Raw genomic sequence first — 19702 nt, 5'->3', positions numbered from 1 at the left:
GTGTGAATAGAGTGATGGGGTGGCCTTCACCAGAACTGAACTGCTCGCGTTCCAGGACGCACTCGTCCCGGACCTCCTGGGCCCGGGCCTGCGCCTGCTGTTCGTGGGCATCAATCCCGGGCTGTGGTCGGCAGCCACCGGCTCGCATTTCGCCCGCCCCGGCAACCGGTTCTATCCTGCCCTCGCCGCAGCCGGCATCACCGATCATTTAATCCGCGCCGGCGAGGGAATGGCTGAGGAGGACCGCGACCATCTGATATCCCGCGGCGTCGGCATCACCAACATTGTCCCGCGGGCCACGGCCAGGGCGGACGAATTGGGGCCCGACGAGCTGCGCGCCGGCGCCCGGCGGCTCGAGGAGATGATCGAAGCGCTCGGTCCGCGGGTGGTGGCGGTGGCGGGAATCAGCGCCTACCGGGTGGGCTTTGGGCGGCCGAAGGCGCAGCTGGGCCGCCAGCCGGAAAGGATGGGCGGCGCCGAGCTCTGGGCGGTGCCGAATCCGAGCGGCCTCAATGCCCACCACAACGTGGCCAGCCTGGCCGCGGTCTACCGCCAGGCGGCCCTGGCTGCAGGCATAACTCCGGCGGAGCCGCGGTAGCGCGGCCCGGCAAGGCCCGGCGTAGCCCGGCAGAGCCAGCGCCGGCGTCAACCCGGCAGAGCCAGCTCCGACGCCAGTGCCCGTGTCAGCCCAAGCTGAAGGCCGTCTTGGCCGGCAGCGGATGCTTTTGCTTCACGGCCGCCAGGTTGTCGTGGGGCGCGACGCCGATGCTGAGCTTGGTGTAGTCCAGCTTGGCTTCGCGGAGGCAGACTTTGAGACCCGTCACGGCTTTGGCCGCGTCAGGAGCCATCACATAGATGTTGAGCTTGTGCGGGACAAACTCGGTCTTCTCCACGGTGCCGAGCCCGCGCCAGGCGAAGTACTCCGTGATGGTGCGTTTGGCCTTGTCCTCCAGATAGCGGTCGCGGTCGCCGCCGGCAGCCGTCTTCAACGCATACTGGGCCACCACCCAGGACTGCTCCCCCGGCACTAGCTCGGCGTAGCCGTCTTCGGCGCACTGCGCGGCGAAGGCGTCCATCAGTGACTCGGCGGCCTCCGCCGTGACATTCTTGCTCTCCTGTGTGGTGCTCTGGTGCCCGACGGCTCCGTGGTTGACCACGAACTGGCCGTAGTCTTCGTCGAACCATGCCTCCCGGAAGACCAGCCCGCCGTCGTCGTTCTTCTTGTAGACCCGAAGGAAACTCATGTCCGTCCTTTGTTTAACCACGTCAGGGCCGTTCCGTCGAACGGCGCGGCCTGTGCCAATACTTGCTCGTAGAGCGCGCGGCAGCTGGCCTGGATTTGTTCGGCCAGCGCTGCCGGATAGTCCATCGTGACGCGGTGTTCGGCGAACTCGTCCTCGTCGTCGATATAGACGCGGCCGGCGGCGGTCCGGATCACGTCAAGATCCATGTCGGTGAGCTGGACTTCCCAGCCGGCCGGCAGCAGCGGGTCCACCCGGATGCCGGTGGCCAGGTCAATGTAGATGCGGAAGTCGCCGGGATAGGTCTCGTCGTAGAACGTCGCCACGAAGTCGCCCTCGCGGGGCAGGAACTGCACGGCGTCGGAGGCGGCGTAGAACGCGACGCCGGGCCGGGCCACCAAAGAGCCGGCGGGCTGGAAGATCCAGTCGCCGAACGAGTCGGCACCCAGATAGGTGCCCGGCACCAGCCAGTGGGCGCCGCCGTCGTACTTCCAATTGCGGAACACCACCATGTCGCCGGGCTGGGCCCGCGCGGGGATGCGCCCGGTCACTGGATCTTGGGAATCTGGCCGGTCGGCAGTTCTTGGCCCGGCAGCGGGCGGGCGAACGGCACCTTGGTGCCCAGCACCTGCGCGACGGTGTCCTGGGCCACCTGCTGCGCGGTCAGGCCGACGCGTTCCAGCACCTCGCCGCGGGTGCCGTGCGCCAGGAACTCGACCGGCAGCCCCACTTCGTTCAGCGCCGTGTCCACACCGGCCGCCCGCATTTCCTGGCGGATCCGGGACCCTACGCCGCCGGCGCGAACGCCGTCTTCAATCACGACCACGATCCGGTGCCGGGCGGCGAGTCCAATCAGCGACGGCGCCACCGGCAGCACCCAGCGGGGGTCCACCACGGTGGAGCTGATGCCCTGCGCACCCAGCCGGTTGGAGACATCCAGCGCCAGTTCGCTCATGGCGCCCACGCTGACGATCAGCACGTCGTTGTCCATCGGCATGGTCCCGTTGGATGGCCGGCGGGCCAGGACGTCCACGCCGTCCTTGAGCCGCTCGATGGCCTCGACGTCCGGTCCCACGGATCCCTTGGAGAAGCGGACCACGGTGGGCGCGTCGCTGACGGCCACCGCCTCGCGCAGTTCTTCCTTCAGCCGGGCGGCGTCCCGCGGCGCGGCCAGGTGCAGGCCAGGCACAATCTGCAGCAGCGCCATGTCCCACATGCCGTGGTGGCTCGGGCCGTCCGGCCCGGTGACCCCGGCGCGGTCCAGCACCACGGTGACGCCGGCTTTGTGCAGCGCCACGTCCATCAGCAGCTGGTCGAAGGCGCGGTTCAGGAAGGTGGCGTAGAGGGCCACCACCGGATGCAGCCCGCCGTAGGCCATTCCGGCAGCGCTGGTCAGCGCGTGCTGCTCCGCAATCCCGACGTCGAAAACGCGCTCCGGATGCTTGGACGCGAACTTCTGCAGGCCCACCGGAATCAGCATGGCTCCGGTGATGCCGACGATGTCCCGGCGTTCGTCGGCAATGTCGGCGATCTCGTCCGCGAAGACGGAGGTCCACGACTTCCGGCCGCCGGATTCAACCGGCTCGCCGGTCTCCGGATCAATCACGCCCACGGCATGGAACTGGTCCGCCTCGTGGGCGCGGGCCGGCGCATAGCCGCGGCCCTTCTCAGTCATCGCGTGAACAATCACCGGTCCGCTGTAGTTCTTGGCCTGGGACAGTGCCGCCTCGACGGCCTCCAGATCGTGCCCGTCGATCGGGCCGATGTACTTCATGCCGAGGTCTTCGAAGAGGCCCTGTGGCGCCCACCAGTCCTTGATGCCCTTCTTGGTGGCGTGCAGGCTCTTGTACGCGAACTGGCCCACCGGCCCGCCCGACTGCAGCTTCTGTTTCCACCAGTTAAGCGTGCCTTCGTAGGCGCGGTGGGTGCGGACCCTGTCGATAGTGGTCCGGCGCAGGGCTGCCAGCTGGTCGGCCAGGCCGCCGATGGTCGGGGCGTAGGAGCGCCCGTTGTCATTGACCACGATCACCACGCGCCGGTCCCGGTCCGCGGCAATGTTGTTCACGGCTTCCCACGCCATGCCGCCGGTGAGGGCGCCGTCGCCCACCACGGCGACGACGTAGCGGTCGCCTTCGCCGGTCAGCTGGCGGGCCCGGGAAATTCCGTCGGCCCAGGACAACGACGACGACGCGTGCGAGCTTTCCACGATGTCATGTGCCGATTCGGCGCGGTCCGGGTAGCCGGCGAGGCCGTCCTGCTGCCGCAGCGTCCCGAAGTCCTGCCGTCCGGTGACCAGCTTGTGCACATAGGACTGGTGGCCGGTATCGAAAACGATGCTGTCGTGCGGGGAGTCAAACACCCGGTGGATGCCCAGGGTCAGCTCCACCACGCCAAGGTTGGGGCCCAGATGCCCGCCGGTCTGTGCGACGTTGGTGATCAGAAACTGGCGGATCTCCTGGGCCAGGTCCTGCAACTGGACCATGTCGATCCGGCGGAGGTCGCGCGGCTCGCGGATGGTCTCGAGCAATCCCACAGAGCAGGTCCTTTCCTTCACAAAGCGTCGGTTAATCCTACCGCCATCCATCCTGCACCTTGCGTTCCGCCGATGCGAGGGTGCACACACGCCTGCAGGACCACGCCAAGGGCGGAGTGTCCGCTCGCCGGCCGAGGAGTTGCGGCGCCGCAGTGGTGGTTCTTTCCGTGGACGCCAAAGGCGGGCGTCCGGTTGCCCGGACGCCCGCCTTTAGCTGACGTGCTATGCAGTGATTAGCTGGCCGAGATCTGGCGCAGCACGTACTGCAGGATGCCGCCGTTGCGGTAGTAGTCGGCTTCACCTGGCGTGTCGATGCGCACTACGGCGTCGAAGCTCTTGGTGGAGCCGTCCTCGGCGGTGGCGGTGACCTGCAGCGTCTTCGGCGTGGTGCCCTCATTCAGAGCGGTCACACCCGAGATGGCGAAGGTCTCCGTGCCGGTGAGCCCCAGCGATGCAGCGGACTCGCCGGCCGGGAACTGCAGCGGGAGCACGCCCATGCCAATCAGGTTCGAGCGGTGGATGCGCTCGAAGCTTTCGGCGATGACCGCCTTGACACCCAGCAGCGCGGTGCCCTTGGCAGCCCAGTCGCGGGACGAGCCGGAGCCGTATTCCTTGCCGGCCAGCACCACCAGCGGAGTGCCGGCAGCCTGGTAGTTCATAGCCGCATCGTAGATGTACGCCTGCGGGCCACCTGTCTGGCTGAAGTCGCGGGTGAAGCCGCCCTCCACGTTGTCCAGCAGCTGGTTGCGCAGCCGGATGTTGGCGAAGGTGCCGCGGATCATCACTTCGTGGTTGCCACGGCGGGAACCGTAGGAGTTGAAGTCCTTGCGCTCCACGCCGTTCTCCAGCAGGTAGCGGCCTGCCGGGCTGTCCGACTTGAAGGAACCGGCCGGGGAGATGTGATCGGTGGTGACCGAGTCGCCCAGCTTGGCCAGCACGCGGGCGCCGCTGATGTCCTTGACCGGCTCCGGCTGCGCGCTCATGCCCTCGAAGTACGGTGGCTTCCGCACGTAGGTGGAGTTCGGATCCCAGGCGAAGGTGTCGCCCTCGGGGGTCTGCAGCGCCTTCCAGCGGTCGTCGCCCTCAAACACACCTTCGTAGCCCTTGGCGAACATCTCCTTGTTGATCGAGGAGTCGATCACCTGCTGGACCTCGACCGGGTTCGGCCAGATGTCCTTCAGGAACACGTCGTTGCCGTCTGTGTCCTGACCCAGCGGCTGCTTCTCGAAGTCGAAGTCCATGGTGCCGGCCAGGGCGTAAGCGACCACCAGGGGCGGGGACGCCAGGTAGTTCATCTTGACGTCCGGGTTGATCCGGCCTTCGAAGTTGCGGTTGCCGGACAGGACCGAGGTGATGGAGAGGTCGTTGTCCTGGATGGCCTGCGAGATCTCGGGCTCCAGCGGGCCGGAGTTGCCGATGCAGGTGGCGCAGCCGTAGCCCACCACGAAGAAGCCGAGCTTCTCCAGGTACGGAATCAGGCCGGACTGCTCGTAGTAGTCGGTGACTACCTTGGACCCGGGGGCAATGGACGTCTTGACCCACGGCTTGGACGCCAGGCCCTTTTCCACCGCGTTGCGGGCCAGCACGGCCGCAGCCAGCATCACCGAGGGGTTGGAGGTATTCGTGCAGGAGGTGATCGATGCGATCGAGACCGCACCGTGGTCCAGCTCGAACTCACGTCCGTCTTCCATGCTGACGTGCACGCGCTTGGAAGGGCGGCCGTCGCTGGGCAGTGCAACGTGGCGTCCCTGGGCGGCCGCACCGCCGGCAGGGCGCTCCTCAGCCTGCGCCCCGGCAGCAAGGGCTGCAGCGGAGTGGCGCACGGTGGAAGTCATGGCCGGGACGTCCGACGCCGGGAAGGACTCCTCGAGAGCCTCGTCCAGGGCGTCTTCGTTGTCCGAAACCACGTAGTTCTGCAGGTCCTTGCGGAACTGGTTCTTGGCCGTGGTCAGCTCGATCCGGTCCTGCGGGCGCTTCGGTCCGGCGATGGACGGCACCACGGTGGACAGGTCCAGTTCGAGGTACTCGGAGAACTTCAGTTCGCGGGACGGGTCGTGCCAGAGGCCCTGTTCCTTGGTGTAGGCCTCGACCAGGGCGATGTTCTCCTCGGACCGGCCGGTCAGGCGCAGGTAATCGAGGGTCACGTCGTCGATCGGGAACATGGCGGCGGTGGAACCGAATTCCGGGCTCATGTTGCCGATGGTGGCGCGGTTGGCCAGCGGCACAGCGGCCACGCCTTCGCCGTAGAACTCAACGAACTTGCCCACCACGCCGTGCTTGCGCAGCATCTCGGTGATGGTCAGCACCACGTCCGTGGCGGTGGCGCCGGCCGGGATGGAGCCGGTCAGCTTGAACCCGACGACGCGCGGAATCAGCATGGAGACGGGCTGGCCCAGCATAGCTGCCTCGGCCTCGATGCCGCCGACGCCCCAGCCGAGCACGCCCAGGCCGTTGACCATGGTGGTGTGCGAGTCGGTACCCACCAGGGTGTCCGGGTAGGCGCGGACCTTGCCATCGACCTCGCGGGTCATGATGGTGCGGGCCAGATACTCGATGTTGACCTGGTGCACAATGCCGGTTCCCGGCGGGACAACCTTGAAGTCCTCAAACGCGGTCTGGCCCCAGCGCAGGAACTGGTAGCGCTCACCGTTGCGCTGGTATTCGATCTCCATGTTGCGTTCCAGGGCGCCGGCGTTGCCGAACACGTCGATCTGCACCGAGTGGTCGATGACCAGTTCGGCCGGAGCCAGCGGGTTCACGCGCTTCGGATCGCCGCCGAGGTCCTTGACGGCCTCGCGCATGGTAGCCAGGTCCACGACGCAGGGAACACCGGTGAAGTCCTGCATGATCACGCGGGCGGGGGTGAACTGGATTTCGGTGTCCGGCTGCGCGTCGGGGTTCCAACCGGCCAGGGCGCGGACGTGGTCCGCGGTGATGTTCGCACCATCTTCGGTGCGGAGCAGGTTCTCCAGCAGGACCTTGAGGCTGAACGGAAGGCTCTCGGCACCTTCTACTGAACTCAGCCGGAAAATTTCGTATTCGGCACCGGCGACGTTCAAGACGCCTTTGGAACCGAAGCTGTCCACATTACTCATAACAGGACTCCTCTCGCCACACTTTATCTTTGTCCGGGCAGCAACCACCCGCTAGTTAGGCATCCCTAAGTGTGAAGGGACCGCTGCGGGTTCGGCCTCTGGGCCGCTTGCACGCCGAAGCCCGCAGAATCGACAGGACAGAGGCAGGATGCTTCGCCCGGAACCGCTGCGTCCATCCTAGCTGCTAGCCGGTTGGCGGGCAGCGGAACGCCACCTGAGGCCTGGCTCACACCCCTAATCGGCGGTTCGGCTCCGTCAGGCACCGGCCGGCAGGGGTCAGTTGTCGCCGGGCGTGAGCACGGCGAACGACTCCATGTGGTGCGTGTGCGGGTACAGGTCGAAGACCCGCAGCGAATCGAGGTTCCAACCCAGCTGCAGGAAGTAGCCAAGGTCGCGGGCGAAGGACGCCGGATCGCACGCGACGTAGCCGACCACACGGGGATTCCGGGAGGCCACTGCCTGCACCACCGCCTTGCCGGCGCCGGCGCGGGGCGGATCAAGTACGACGGCGTCCAGCACCTGGGCCTGCGAGCGCAGCACCCGCTCCACCTTGCCTTGGACAATCTCGATCTGACCGAAGCCGTGCAGATTTTTCCGCGCATCCTTGCTGGCCGCCGGCGAGCCCTCCACGGAGAGCACGTTGCCCGTGACACCGACGGCCTCGGCCAGCGGCGCCGTGAACAGTCCGGCCCCGGCGTACAGATCTGCCACCCGCTCCCCCGCCCGCGGCGCCACGCCGTCCATCACGGCCGACGAGAGGGTGGCCGGTGCCAGCCGGTGGATCTGCCAGAAGCCTTCGCCGGTCACCCGGTACTGGTGGGCACCGTTGGTTTCGGCCACCCAGGTACGTCCCCGCAGCCGGGTGAGCCGGCCCGGCTCCGGCTCCCAGGCCGCCACCGATACCCCGGGCTCGATCCGCTCGGCGATCTTCGCCAGCCGCCTCGGCGTGGCCCCGGCGGCTGGCACCAGCAGCGCCAGCGGGGTGCCACCATCGGCCGGGGCCGCCACTTCCACCCGCTCCAGCCCGCTCAGGTCCAGGTCCCACAGCCGCAGGTCATTGATGGCATCCACGGCCAGCGGCATGTCCTGGACCGGAATCAGTTCGTCGGACCGGTGCGCATGCATGGCCAGGCGCCCGTCCGGCCCCACGCCAAAGGCGGCCCGCGTGCGCCAGCCGAGGCCGTCGTCGTACTCCCCCTCCGGAGCTTCCACGGTCACCTCGCGGTCCAGCTTGGCCAGCCGCTGCAGCTGTTCCGCGAAAATCGTGCCTTTCAGCCGGCGCTGCGCGGCCAGCGCAATGTGGCCGAATTCGGCGCCGCCTACCGGCTGCCGTCCGGCCTTCGCGGCAGCAAGCGCATCGGCCGGCGCCCACGGATGCGCCACCCGGTCGGCGGACGCCTCCAGCACCTCCACCGTGTCCGCGCGCCAGAAGCCTGCGTCCGCTCCGCCGTCGGTCACCCGTGCGAGCACGCGTTCACCCGGAAGCGCGTGCCGGACGAAAACCACGCGGCCCTCGTGCCGGGCGACGAAGTGCCCTCCGTGCGCGGGCGCACCGATGGTCAGTTCGATCAACTGCGGCGCGGGTTTGGTCATGGAAGCTCCTGGTATCGGCGGGCGGAATCGGAGGATGCCAGCTGCCACGGCACACTGGCCACCATGACCCCCGGCTCAAAGTGCAGGCGGGTCTTGATCCTCAGCGCGGTCTGGTTGTGCACTAGCTGTTCCCACCAGCGTCCCACGACGTACTCCGGGATGTAGACCACCACCAGTTCGCGCGGGGAATCCCTGCGGATGCTTTTGATGTAGTCGATGATCGGCGTGGTGGTCTCACGGTACGGGGAGGCCAGCACCGTGATCGGCACCGGGATGTTGAGTTTCTCCCAGTCGCTCACGGTTCGCTCGGTCTGCTCAGGGTCCAGATCCACCACCACCGCATCGAGCCGCGACGGCCGCGACGCCCGGGCGAAGGCGAGCGCCCGGAGCACCGGCTTGCGCACATGCGAGACCAGAATCACGGCGTGCACCCGCGACGGCAGCGCGGTGGTCGGCTGGTCTGGGTCGACTGCGAGCTCGCGGGCCACCTGGACGTAGTGGCGGTTAATGCTGTGCATGATTAGCCAGAGCACCACGATGCCCAGCACGGCCAGCCAGGCCCCGAAAATGAACTTGCTGACCAGCACCACCACCAGCACCGTGACGGTCAGGATGAAGCCCACCAGGTTGATCATTCGGGAACGCACCATGCGGCGGCGCACCGGCCGGTGCGGCGTGGCCCGGATTTCGAGCGACCAGTGCCGGATCATGCCCAGCTGGCTGCAGGTGAAGGAAACGATGACGCCAATCACGTAGAGCGGGATCAGCCGGGTAACGTCCGCGTTGAAGATCAGCACCAGCACCACGGCCGCGGCCGCCAACGCCAGCACGCCGTTGCTGTAGCTGAGCCGGTCGCCGCGGGTGCGCAGCTGGCGGGGCAGGAAGCCGTCGGTGGCGAGGATCGAGGCCAACTGCGGGAAGGCGTTGAACGCCGAGTGGCTGGCCAACACCAGGATGGCCGCTGTGGCCGCCACCATCAGGTAAAAAAGCAAGGCACCGCCGCCGAAGACCGTTTCCGCCAATTGGCTCAGCACCGGGGACTGGAAGTAGCCGGCCGGCAGTGGCTCCCCGTTCAAGCGCAGCTGCTCGGCGGGAACCTGCACCACCCGTACCTGCGTGGCGCGGGCCAGGTACATCACCGCCATGGTGATCACCGTCGCGGAGATGCCCAGCATCAGCAGCGCAAAACCGGCATTCTTGGCCCGCGGTTTCTCGAAGGCGGGCACGTTGCTGGCCGGCGTCTCCACACCCGTCAGCGCGGCGGCACCGGTGGAAAACGCGCGCAGCACCAGCAGTGCGCCGGCCAAACCCATCAGGCCGGCCTCCATGCCGGGTTCCGGTACGACGTCGAACGCGGCGCTGGGTGCCTCACCGAGACTTCCGGTGAGGTCGCGGACAAACCCCACCAGGCACATCAGCAGCACGGTGCCCACAAAGACATAGGTGGCAATCGCCACGGCCCGCCGCCCGCGGGCCAAGCCACGCAGATGCAGCAGGGCCAGCACCGCGATGCCGGCCACGGCCGCCCCGGGCTGCCAACCGTTCAGCGCCGGGAAGGCGGACACCAGATAGTGGGCCGCGGAGGACATAGACACTGCCACGGTGAGCACATAGTCCAGCATCAGGGCGGAGCCCACGGTGATGCCCGCTGATCTGCCCAGGTTCTTTGTGGCTATCTCATAGTCGCCGCCCACCGGGTACGCATGGATGCTCTGGCGGTAGGAGGCCACCAGCACCAGCAGCACCACCATGACGGCCAGGCCCACCCACGGGGCGATCGCGATGGCGGCTACTCCGGCCAAGGCCAGCGTGAGCAGGATTTCGTCCGGGGCATAGGCCACCGAGGAGAGCGCATTCGCGGAGAAGACCGGCACCGCGAACCGGCGCGGCAGCGCTTCCTGCTTCAGCCGCTCGGTGCGGAATGGCTTGCCCACCAACACCCGCTTGAGGGCGTCGAAAAATGTCAGCACGCTTCGCTCGATGCGACAGGCAATAACATGAGCCAATTCTTCACGGCTCCGAGTCTATGCCAGCTAATCGACGCCAGCTGTCGCGGCGGGACAGACCGCCGGTCCGGTGTCCCGGCGCCCCGAGAATCAGACATCGGAACGCCCCCGGCGACGGCAGGCTGCTGGAGCACCGGAGCCGGCCACCCTTGGGCGCGGAAGCTGGCCAACCTCCCCGCTTGAACCTGCCCGGCCGGAATCTGACGAGGCTGGAGAAACTCCGCCTTCCATTTCATAGCCACGGCACCTCCGCCGGGGTTAGCATGTGCGTGTCAATGTGCGCTGACTCACACCAGCGTCCGGGGTCGTTCGACGCCGGACTGGTTGAAAAGGAGTCTTGATGGGCAACGCAGCCGCCGTGATGACCGGCCTGAACAGCATCGAGATTCAGGAGCGCCCGATGCCCGAGCCCGGCCCGGGCCAGGCCGTGATCCGGGTGGAAGCGGTGGGGGTCTGCGGCTCGGACGTCGCCTATTACCGCTACGGGAAGATCGGCCCTTTCGTGGTTGACGGCCCGTTCATCCTGGGCCACGAAGTCTCCGGCGAAGTGGTCGCCGTCGGCGAAGCGGTGGACAACGTCCACGTCGGAGACCGGGTGGCCGTCGAGCCGGGCACACCGGACCGCAGCTGCGAAGAATGCCGGGCGGGCCGCTACCATCTGTGTCCCAACCTGGAGTTCCTGGCCACCCCGCCCTACGACGGCGCGCTGCTGCAGTACCTGGCCATGGACGCCCGCTGCTACTTCCCGATACCGGATTCGATGAGCTACGAGGACGGTGCACTGCTCGAGCCGCTGTCCGTGGGGCTATGGGGTTGCCAGCGGGCGAACCTTCAGGCCGGCGACGACGTGCTGATCACCGGTGCCGGGCCGGTTGGCCTGCTGGCCGCCGAAGCGGCCCGGGCCCTCGGTGCCGGGAGCGTCACGCTCACGGACATTTCCGACTACCGGCTCGGCGTCGCCCGCGACCACGGATTTGCCGTGGAGAAAAGCGATGCACCGACCTCGCGGACCTTTGATGTGCTGCTGGAATGTTCCGGCGCCCCCGGCGTCCTCGCCTCCGGGCTCGGCCGGTTGCAGGAGGCAGGGCGGGCCGCCGTCATCGGGTTGGCCAAAACCGAAGAAGTGCCGCTGCCGCTGTCCACGCTCAACTGGAAAGAGATCACCATCTCGATGGTGAACCGGTACAAGGACACCTGGCCGTTGGGCATCGCCTTGGTCTCCTCCGGCCGGATCAACCTTGAGGGACTGGTGACGCACAGCTTTTCGCTGCCGCAGACCGCGGCCGCACTGGAAAACACTTCCACCGAACCCGAATCGCTCAAGGCAATGATCTACCCCCAGCGACTCTGACCGCGGCTGCCCGAAACGCAAAGAATGGCAATGCGGCACACCACCAGTACAGAGGAGTTCCGATGAAGAAGTACACACAAGGAATCCTGGGCCTCACCACTGCCCTCTTTCTGGCAGCCGGCATGACCGCTTGCGGAGGCGGCGGAGGCGGCGGCGGCGGCGGAGCAAGCGGAGGCAGCGGAGGCGGCCAGGCCGAGGGCAAGATTGCGTTCCTGATGCCGGATCGGGCCTCGACCCGCTACGAGCAGCAGGACAGCCCGTTGTTCAAGGCCAAGGTCATGGAACTGTGCCCCGGCTGTGAAGTGCTCTACCAGAACGCCGACGGCGACGCGAACAAGCAACAGCAGCAGGCCAACGCCATGATCACCCAGGGCGTCAAGGTGCTGGTCCTGGACGCGGTGGACAGCACCGCCGCCGCCTCGCTGGTCAGCACCGCAAAGGGCCAGGGCATCAAGGTGGTCACCTACGACCGGCCGGTCCCGGACACCCCGGCAGACTTCTACGTCTCCTTCGACAACAAGAAGATCGGCAACCTCATTGCCACGGACCTGGTCGAAAAACTCGATTCCGAGGGCGACAAGACCGGCGGCGTGCTGATGGTCAACGGCTCCCCCACCGACCGGGCCGCGCAGCTGATCAAGGAAGGCGCGAAGGAAGCCGTCGATGCCAGCGACCACAAGGTGCTGGCCTCCTATGACACCCCGGAGTGGCAGCCGTCGAAAGCCCAGGACTGGGTCGCCGGCCAGATCACCCAGTTCGGTGAGGAAATCACCGGCATTGTGGCCGCCAATGACGGCACCGCCGGCGGTTCGATCGCCGCCCTGAAGGCCGCCGGTGTGACGCCCATGCCCCCGGTCACCGGCAACGACGCCGAGGTCGCCGCGATCCAGCGGATCATCAGCGGCGACCAGTACAACACGATCTCCAAGCCCATCAAGATCGTTGCCGAAAAGTCTGCCGAGGTGGCCGTCCAGCTGCTCAACGGCGAGACCCCGGAACCCGACGCGACGCTCTTCGAAACTCCCGCGGCGCTGTTCGTGCCGACGGTGGTCACGAAGGACAACGTCAAGGAAGTGATTTTCGACGGCGGCATCTACAAGCCTGAAGAAGTCTGCACCGGTGAATACAAGAAGGGCTGCGACGACCTCGGCATCAAGTAGCTCAGCGGCCGACGGCGGTGCCGCGACCCGGCAGCGCCGCCGTCGTAAGGAAAGGGGAAGGCAGTGTCCACTGTGTCAGCGGAACGGACGGAGGCAGCCGCTCCGGTGCTGTCCATGCGAGGCGTGAGCAAGCATTTCGGTGCCGTTGCAGCCTTGTCGGACATCGCCTTGGACGTCCATGCCGGCGAAGTTGTTGCCTTGGTCGGCGACAACGGCGCCGGGAAGTCCACCTTGGTCAAGATCCTCGCGGGCGTGCATCCGCAGGACACCGGCACCGTGAACTTTGACGGTAAGGACGTGACCATCCATACGCCGGTCGATTCCATTGCGCTGGGCATCGCCACGGTCTTCCAGGACCTCGCCCTCTGCGACAACCTCACCGTCGTCGACAACCTTTTCCTCGGCCGCGAGCTGGGGCCTTGGCGGCTGAACGAAGTGGAGATGGAGGTCCAGTCCTGGAAGCTGCTGCGGCAGCTGTCGGCAAAGATCCCCTCCGTCCGCATCGCCGTCGCCTCCCTCTCCGGCGGCCAGCGGCAGACCGTTGCCATCGCCCGGTCGCTGCTGGGCAGCCCCAAGCTCATCATCCTCGACGAGCCCACGGCCGCCCTCGGCGTGGCGCAGACGGCCGAGGTGCTGAACCTGGTGGAGCGGCTGCGCGAAAACGGCCTCGCGGTGATCATGATCAGCCACAACATGCAGGACGTCCAAGCCGTCGCCGACCGTGTTGCGGTGCTGCGGTTGGGGAAGAACAACGGCACGTTCCGGATGAAGGACGTCTCAACCGACGACCTGATCGCCGCCATCACCGGCGCCACCGACAACGTGGTGACCCAGCGCGCCGCACAAACCGGTGCCGCGGCCTCGGCGAGCGCGGGAGGACCGGCAACCGAGGATGACGGGTCGGCCGAACCCGGCGGGCCGGGCGGGCTAAACGGGCCAGGTGGCGGCTCGCTGCCGCCCGGTCAGGCGGCCGGAAGCACGGGGCAACCGGGATCCGGGGCAGAACCGGAAGAAGGGACCGTACCATGACAACGAATCCAGCCACCCCAGTCGCCCCGATGGCCACCGACCTGCAGGATGAACGGCTGATCCGGACCGAGGGCTTCAAGGGCGCCGTCAAGGTCGGGGTCAACCGGGTCCGCGGCGGCGATCTGGGTGTGCTGCCCATCATCGTGGGACTGCTGATCATTTGGACCATTTTCCAGGCCCTCAACCCGTTCTTCCTCTCCAGCGCCAACCTGGTCAACCTGCTGCTGGAAAGCGCCGCCGTCGGCGTCATTGCGCTGGGTATCGTCTGCGTCCTGCTGGTCGGCGAGATCGACCTGTCCGTGGGCTCGGTCAGCGGCCTGTCGGCGGCGATCGTGGGCGTCACCTTCATCAAGCTGGACTGGCCGATCTGGCTGGCGGTCCTGACTGCGCTGGCGGCCGGCGCCGTCATCGGGCTGGTCTATTCGCTGGTGTACACCAAGTTCGGGGTGCCGTCCTTCGTGATCACGCTGGCCGGCCTGCTCGGCTTCCTCGGCCTGCAACTGTGGGTGCTCGGGGTCGAGGGCACCATTAACCTGCCGTTCGATTCCTTCCTGGTCTGGTTTGGCCAGACGGCGTTCGTGCCGGTCTGGCTGTCCTACGTGCTGGCCATCCTCGGCGTGCTCGGCTTCTTCTTCAGCCAGCTCACGCTCTCCCGCCAGCGGGTCAAGGCCGGTCTGTCCGGGCGGCCGATGCGTCTGGTTCTGGTACAGACGGTCGTGCTGGCCGTGGTCCTGATTTTCGCGGTGTGGTACCTGAACCAGGCCCGCGGGGTCGGCTGGATGTTCGTTTTCTTCGCCGCCCTGGTCCTGGTCATGCACTACGCCTTCACCCGGACCCAGTGGGGGCGCTCCGTCTACGCCGTCGGCGGCAACCGGGAAGCGGCGCGGCGGGCCGGCATCAGCGTTAACCGCATCTACGTGTCCATCTTCGTCCTGTGCTCGACGTTCGCGGCCGTCGGCGGCATGCTGGCCGCCGGCCGGCTGGCCGCTTCGGCGCAGAGCAGCGGCACCGGCGACGTGAACCTGAACGCCATCGCCGCCGCGGTGATTGGCGGGACCAGCCTGTTCGGCGGCCGCGGTTCGGCGTTCTCCGCGCTCCTGGGCATCCTGGTCATCCAGTCCATCTCCAGCGGCCTGACACTGCTTAACCTTGAGTCGTCGTTCCGTTACATGATCACCGGCCTGGTGCTGCTGCTGGCCGTGATCCTCGACGCCGTATCGCGCAAGTCCCGCACCTCGCACGGCCGCGCCTAGTGGCAGGCCGTTTGAGCGATATGTTCCTCGGCGTCGATATCGGCACCGGCAGCAGCAAGGCGGTGCTGACGGACGCCAAGGGCACGGTCCTGGACAGCGCAACGGTGATGCACGACGTTTCCTACCCGCGGCCGGGATGGGCGGAGTTCGACGCCGAGAGCGGGGCATGGGCGGAGGTGGTCCGGCTCTGCCGGGAGCTTTTCTCCCGGAACGACGCCGGTGCGCTCGCCGGCGTGTGCGTCAGCGCGATGGGTCCCTGCCTGGTCGTCACGGATGAGAACCTGACCCCGCTGCGTCCGGCGATCCTCTACGGAATCGACGCGCGCGCCGTCGTCGAGATCCGCGAGCTCACCGAGGAGTTCGGCGCCGAGGCGATCTTTCGCGATTCAGGGAAGGTACTCTCGTCCCAGGCCGTGGGACCGAAGCTCCGCTGGCTGCGCAACCGGGAACCGAAGGTCTTTGCCCGCGCCCGGAACTGGCACAGCCTGAACTCCTTCCTCCTGGCCAAGCTGACTGGCGAGCTGGTGGTGGACCACCACACTGCCAGCCAATGCGATCCGCTCTACGACCTCCGTGGCAACCGGTGGCATCCGGAACGGTACAACGCCGTCGCTGCCCACCTGCCGCAGCCCCTGCTGGCGTGGCCGGCCGAAGTGTGCGGCCGCATCCATCGCCACGCGGCCGAGGCAACCGGGCTGCCGGAAGGCGTGCCGGTCTGCGCAGGTACCGTGGACGCCTGGGCCGAGGCGTTCAGCGCCGGCGTCCGGCAGCCGGGTGACCTGATGCTGATGTACGGCTCCACCATGTTCTTCGTCCAGGTCCTCGGGGAGTTCCGGGCCGAACCCAAGCTCTGGACCACGGCCGGGGTGGACCCGGGATCGCTGACGCTGGCCGCGGGGATGTCCACGTCCGGCAGCCTGACCACCTGGCTGCAGCGACTGTTCGGCGATGTCCCCTTCGAGCAGTTGGTGGCCGAGGCCGCCGCTACTCCCCCGGGATCCGACGGGCTGCTGCTGCTGCCCTACTTTGCCGGCGAACGGACGCCGGTCTTCGATCCCGACGCCCGCGGACTGATCACCGGGCTGTCGCTGCGCCACGGCCGCGGCCATCTGTTCCGTGCCGCGTACGAGGGCATCGGCTTCGGCATCCGGCAGATCCTCGAGTACCTGGAGAACTCCGGCGAATCAATCCGGCGGGTTGCAGCCGTCGGCGGCGGCACCAAGGCCAGGCTGTGGACAGAGATCGTCAGCAACATCACCGGACGCGATCAACTGGTTCCGGAACAGACCATCGGTGCCAGCTATGGGGACGCCCTGCTCGCCGCCATCGGAACCGGGGCCGTGCCCGCCGCAACCGACTGGGCCCGGACGGCGACGACAGTAAAGCCCGATCCGGCCACCGCCGTGCTCTACGAAAAGCTCTACGCCACCTACGGGCGCCTGTACCCGTCGAACCGTGAGCACATGCACGTGCTCGCCGCCCTGCAGGAGCCGGCGGACGAGTAAGGGGCACCCAGAGCATGAGAATCCTGGTCACCGGTTCGGCCGACGGCCTCGGCCGGGCCGCAGCTGATGCCTTGCTCTCCGCCGGGCACAACGTCGTCGTGCACGCCCGAGACCGGGACCGGGCGCCGGTCCTGGACCCACTGGTCGACCGCGGCGCGGACATGGTGGTGGGCGATTTCCGCGAGCGCGAGGCCGTCCGCGGCATAGCAGCGGAACTGAACGACCGGGACCCGCTCGACGCGGTCATCCACAACGCCGGCGTCTGGAGCGGACGGGCGGTGATGCCGGTGAACATCATCGCTCCCTACCTCCTCACGGCGCTTCTCGACGGACCGAAGCGACACGTGTATGTGAGCAGCGGTTCGCACTTCGCAGGGCACCCATCGCTGGCCGGGGTCGACTGGCAGGGCCGGATACCGGGCTCTTACTCGGACAGCAAGCTGTTTGTCACCACGCTGGCGGCCGCGCTCGCCCGCCTGCGCCCCGAACTGCTCAGCAACGCCGTGGACCCCGGCTGGGTCCCGACCAAGATGGGCGGACGCGGCGCTCCCGACGATCTGGAGCTCGGCCACCAGACCCAGGAATGGCTTGCAACCAGCGATCAACCGGAGGCACTCGGCAGCGGCGGGTACTGGTACCACCGGCAGCGGCAGCAACCACACGGCGCGGTCCAAGACCACGCTTTCCAAGACCAACTCATCCAAGCGCTCGCAGAGGAAACGGGCACGGCGCTCTGACGCGCGTCCCTGTCAGATAGCGGCCACACCAGGCAGCGGGCCCTCCGCCCCCGTAGACTTTGGAGTATGCCGATCACGCGCCGCAACCATTGCCTTTACGCCCAGCCCGCCGCCGAGCAGTGCGGAGGCAATCGGTGAGCGGCGGTCTGGTTGCGCTGCTCGACGACGTCGCAGCTCTAGCCCGGATAGCGGCCGCCTCGCTGGACGACGTCGCGGCCGGGGCCGCCAAAGCCGGCACCAAGGCCGCCGGCGTGGTGATCGACGACGCCGCCGTCACCCCGCAGTACGTATCCGGGGCGGACCCGTCCCGCGAACTGCCGATGATCAAGCGGATCTTCTGGGGCTCGCTCCGGAACAAGCTGTTGTTCATCCTGCCGGCGCTGCTGCTCATCAGCGCCTTCATCCCGGCTGTCATCCCGTTCATTCTCATGCTGGGCGGAACCTATCTCTGCTATGAGGGTGCCGAGAAGGTCTGGCACAAGCTCCGCGGCGACCACTCAGCCGAAAAGGCGCCGGCGGTCGAACGCGGCCCGGCGGCCGAGGCCAAGGTCACCAAGGGCGCCATCACCACCGACTTCATCCTGTCCTGCGAGATCATGGTCATCTCGATGAACGAGGTGGCCGACCAGTCCCTGTGGGTCCGCGCGCTCATCCTGGTGGTGGTGGCGATCGCCATCACGGTGCTCGTGTACGGCGCCGTCGCACTCATCGTCAAGATGGACGACATCGGCCTGCACCTGACCACCAAGGACTCCGCGGGCTCGCAGCGCTTCGGCGGACTGCTTGTCAAGGGCATGCCCGCCGTGCTGGCTGCCATCACCTTCGTCGGGACCATCGCCATGCTCTGGGTCGGTGGCCACATTATGCTCCAGGGTGCGCACGACCTCGGCTGGCACGCCCCCTATGACCTGGTCCACGTCCTCGAGACCCCGTTCGCCGGCATCGCCATGGTCGGGGGCCTCCTAGCCTGGCTCGTGAACACTCTGTGCTCGGCCGTCCTCGGACTCGCCTGGGGTCTCGTCATCATGGCCATCCTGCACCCGCTGCTGAAAGTGCTGCCGTTCGGCAAGAAGAAGGCCGGGCACGAAGAGGGCGACGCCCGCGCCGCCGTCGCCGGCCATCAGCCGCCGGAACGCGACGCCGACCCCACCGCCTAGACTGCGAACGGCTGGCCGCCAAGGACGTTTCACGCCTCGGGCTGGTTGCCGTTCTGGTACCGGCGTAGGCAGAATTCGCGGAAGGCCTGAGCGCGCCGGGTCAGGCGGGCTTGGTCCACGCTGGCAATAACAACGTAGGCGGGCGGGACCGGATCGTTCACAGGGACGGCTACGACGTCGTCTGTCCAGTGCGCGGGAGTGGCACCAATTGTCTGGGACACCATCGAGTACCCCATTTCTTGCTGGACGAGGGACCGGATGTGGTCGAAGTTTCCGGAGTTGAAGCGGACATGGGGCGTCACGCCGGCGGCCGCGAATACCTGCATGATCAGCGGTCGGGCCGGAAGGGTCTTGATCATGATGAAAGGTTCTTCCGCGACCTCGCGCAAAGAAACATCCTGCCGGGATGCCAGAGGGTGGTTCTTGGCAACGAGGATGTGCGGTTTGGGTTCGTTCACGACCACATGGTCGAGGCCAGCTGGCAGGTCATAGTCGTACATGATTGACACTCGTCCTGCCCGACGGCGACCTGGTGCGGACCGGGATGGGTGCCCAGTCCAACAGCCGAAACTTCCACACCCATTCCCCCGGCTTTGGTCCGCGTCTGGACCAGATGTTCATGCAGTCCAACTTCGGCATCGTGACGAAGATGGGCCTGTGGCTTATGCCCCGTCCCGAGGCTTGGCGCGCGGTGTGGATACACTGCGAGACCGACGAGAGCTGTTACCAGCTGATCGACGCCATCCGGTCGCTGCTGATGGACCGCACCATCGCCAACCGCGCGATCATCATGAACTTAACGTCGATCGTGACGGCCCAAAGCCGGAAATCCGACTGGCACGACAGCACCCAGCCCATCGACGACGAAATCCGCGCCGCGATGCGGGAGCGCTTTGGACTTGGAAACTGGAACGCCCGCATCGGCCTGTACGGGACGCCAGGACTGATGGACGTCCAGCAGCGCCTGATCGAACAGGCCATAGCCCACATCCCCGGCGCCCGCCTTGTTGCCCGCGAATACCCCGGCGATGCACGCGCCTAG

The 19702-nt window shown here is 67.2% G+C and carries 16 protein-coding genes; 9 read left to right on the top strand and 7 right to left on the bottom strand.

All coding sequences use genetic code 11. The features are described 5' to 3' along the window. Window positions 1-19: 19 nt before the first annotated feature. Window positions 20-598, top strand: coding sequence for a mismatch-specific DNA-glycosylase (locus tag AB0N75_RS12005; RefSeq protein WP_364649858.1), 579 nt, complete (start codon window positions 20-22; stop codon window positions 596-598). 85 nt (window positions 599-683) lie between these two features. On the opposite strand, the gene AB0N75_RS12000 is transcribed toward AB0N75_RS12005, so the two are convergent. The 6 genes from AB0N75_RS12000 to AB0N75_RS11975 all read right to left on the bottom strand — a co-directional run bounded on the left by AB0N75_RS12000 (window position 684) and on the right by AB0N75_RS11975 (window position 10432). Next, complete coding sequence (locus AB0N75_RS12000) at window positions 684-1244, bottom strand: hypothetical protein (protein WP_364649856.1); 561 nt, start codon at window positions 1242-1244, stop codon at window positions 684-686. Further along, window positions 1241-1792 (bottom strand): DUF402 domain-containing protein, encoded by a 552-nt coding sequence (locus AB0N75_RS11995; RefSeq protein WP_364649853.1) that lies wholly within the window; start codon window positions 1790-1792, stop codon window positions 1241-1243. Before AB0N75_RS11995 ends, AB0N75_RS12000 begins: the two co-directional genes overlap by 4 nt. Beyond that, a complete protein-coding gene (gene dxs, locus AB0N75_RS11990; protein ID WP_364649850.1) occupies window positions 1789-3774 on the bottom strand; it encodes a 1-deoxy-D-xylulose-5-phosphate synthase in 1986 nt (661 codons plus the stop codon). Before dxs ends, AB0N75_RS11995 begins: the two co-directional genes overlap by 4 nt. Before the next feature lie 233 nt (window positions 3775-4007). Beyond that, the gene (locus tag AB0N75_RS11985; RefSeq protein WP_364649847.1) at window positions 4008-6869 is read right to left on the bottom strand and encodes an aconitate hydratase; all 2862 of its coding nucleotides are present in this window, start codon (window positions 6867-6869) and stop codon (window positions 4008-4010) included. 276 nt (window positions 6870-7145) lie between these two features. Further along, window positions 7146-8462, bottom strand: a complete 1317-nt coding sequence (locus AB0N75_RS11980; RefSeq protein WP_364649844.1) for a TRAM domain-containing protein — start codon at window positions 8460-8462, stop codon at window positions 7146-7148. Further along, window positions 8459-10432 carry an APC family permease gene (locus tag AB0N75_RS11975; RefSeq protein WP_364649841.1) on the bottom strand — a complete coding sequence of 658 codons (1974 nt, stop codon included), beginning with the start codon at window positions 10430-10432 and terminating at the stop codon, window positions 8459-8461. The genes AB0N75_RS11980 and AB0N75_RS11975 overlap by 4 nt, the downstream gene beginning before the upstream one ends. A gap of 376 nt (window positions 10433-10808) precedes the next feature. Between AB0N75_RS11975 and AB0N75_RS11970 the strand changes: the two genes are divergently transcribed. From AB0N75_RS11970 to AB0N75_RS11940, 7 genes are all read left to right on the top strand, one after another. Beyond that, window positions 10809-11819 carry an NAD(P)-dependent alcohol dehydrogenase gene (locus tag AB0N75_RS11970; RefSeq protein WP_364649839.1) on the top strand — a complete coding sequence of 337 codons (1011 nt, stop codon included), beginning with the start codon at window positions 10809-10811 and terminating at the stop codon, window positions 11817-11819. A 62-nt stretch (window positions 11820-11881) separates the two neighbouring features. Beyond that, window positions 11882-12979, top strand: a complete 1098-nt coding sequence (locus AB0N75_RS11965; protein WP_364649836.1) for a sugar ABC transporter substrate-binding protein — start codon at window positions 11882-11884, stop codon at window positions 12977-12979. 63 nt (window positions 12980-13042) lie between these two features. Further along, a complete protein-coding gene (locus tag AB0N75_RS11960) occupies window positions 13043-14008 on the top strand; it encodes an ATP-binding cassette domain-containing protein (protein WP_364649833.1) in 966 nt (321 codons plus the stop codon). Beyond that, entirely contained in the window at window positions 14005-15261 is a 1257-nt protein-coding gene (locus AB0N75_RS11955) for a sugar ABC transporter permease (RefSeq protein WP_364649830.1), read from the top strand. Before AB0N75_RS11960 ends, AB0N75_RS11955 begins: the two co-directional genes overlap by 4 nt. A gap of 20 nt (window positions 15262-15281) precedes the next feature. Continuing rightward, complete coding sequence (locus AB0N75_RS11950) at window positions 15282-16766, top strand: FGGY-family carbohydrate kinase (protein WP_364650184.1); 1485 nt, start codon at window positions 15282-15284, stop codon at window positions 16764-16766. A 14-nt stretch (window positions 16767-16780) separates the two neighbouring features. Next, complete coding sequence (locus tag AB0N75_RS11945) at window positions 16781-17503, top strand: SDR family NAD(P)-dependent oxidoreductase (protein ID WP_364649827.1); 723 nt, start codon at window positions 16781-16783, stop codon at window positions 17501-17503. Window positions 17504-17637: 134 nt separating this feature from the next. After that, entirely contained in the window at window positions 17638-18660 is a 1023-nt protein-coding gene (locus tag AB0N75_RS11940) for a DUF808 domain-containing protein (protein ID WP_364649824.1), read from the top strand. Between the two features lie 29 nt (window positions 18661-18689). Here AB0N75_RS11940 and AB0N75_RS11935 read toward each other — a convergent pair whose 3' ends face one another. Continuing rightward, window positions 18690-19118 carry a LysR substrate-binding domain-containing protein gene (locus AB0N75_RS11935; protein WP_364649821.1) on the bottom strand — a complete coding sequence of 143 codons (429 nt, stop codon included), beginning with the start codon at window positions 19116-19118 and terminating at the stop codon, window positions 18690-18692. A 44-nt stretch (window positions 19119-19162) separates the two neighbouring features. On the opposite strand from AB0N75_RS11935, the gene AB0N75_RS11930 reads away from it, so the two are divergent. Further along, complete coding sequence (locus AB0N75_RS11930) at window positions 19163-19702, top strand: hypothetical protein (RefSeq protein WP_364649818.1); 540 nt, start codon at window positions 19163-19165, stop codon at window positions 19700-19702.

This window comes from Arthrobacter sp. NPDC089319, assembly GCF_040684925.1.
Lineage (GTDB): Bacteria > Actinomycetota > Actinomycetes > Actinomycetales > Micrococcaceae > Crystallibacter.
Note: the sequence above shows the minus strand (reverse complement) of the source record. Positions and strands in the feature narration are given on the sequence as shown.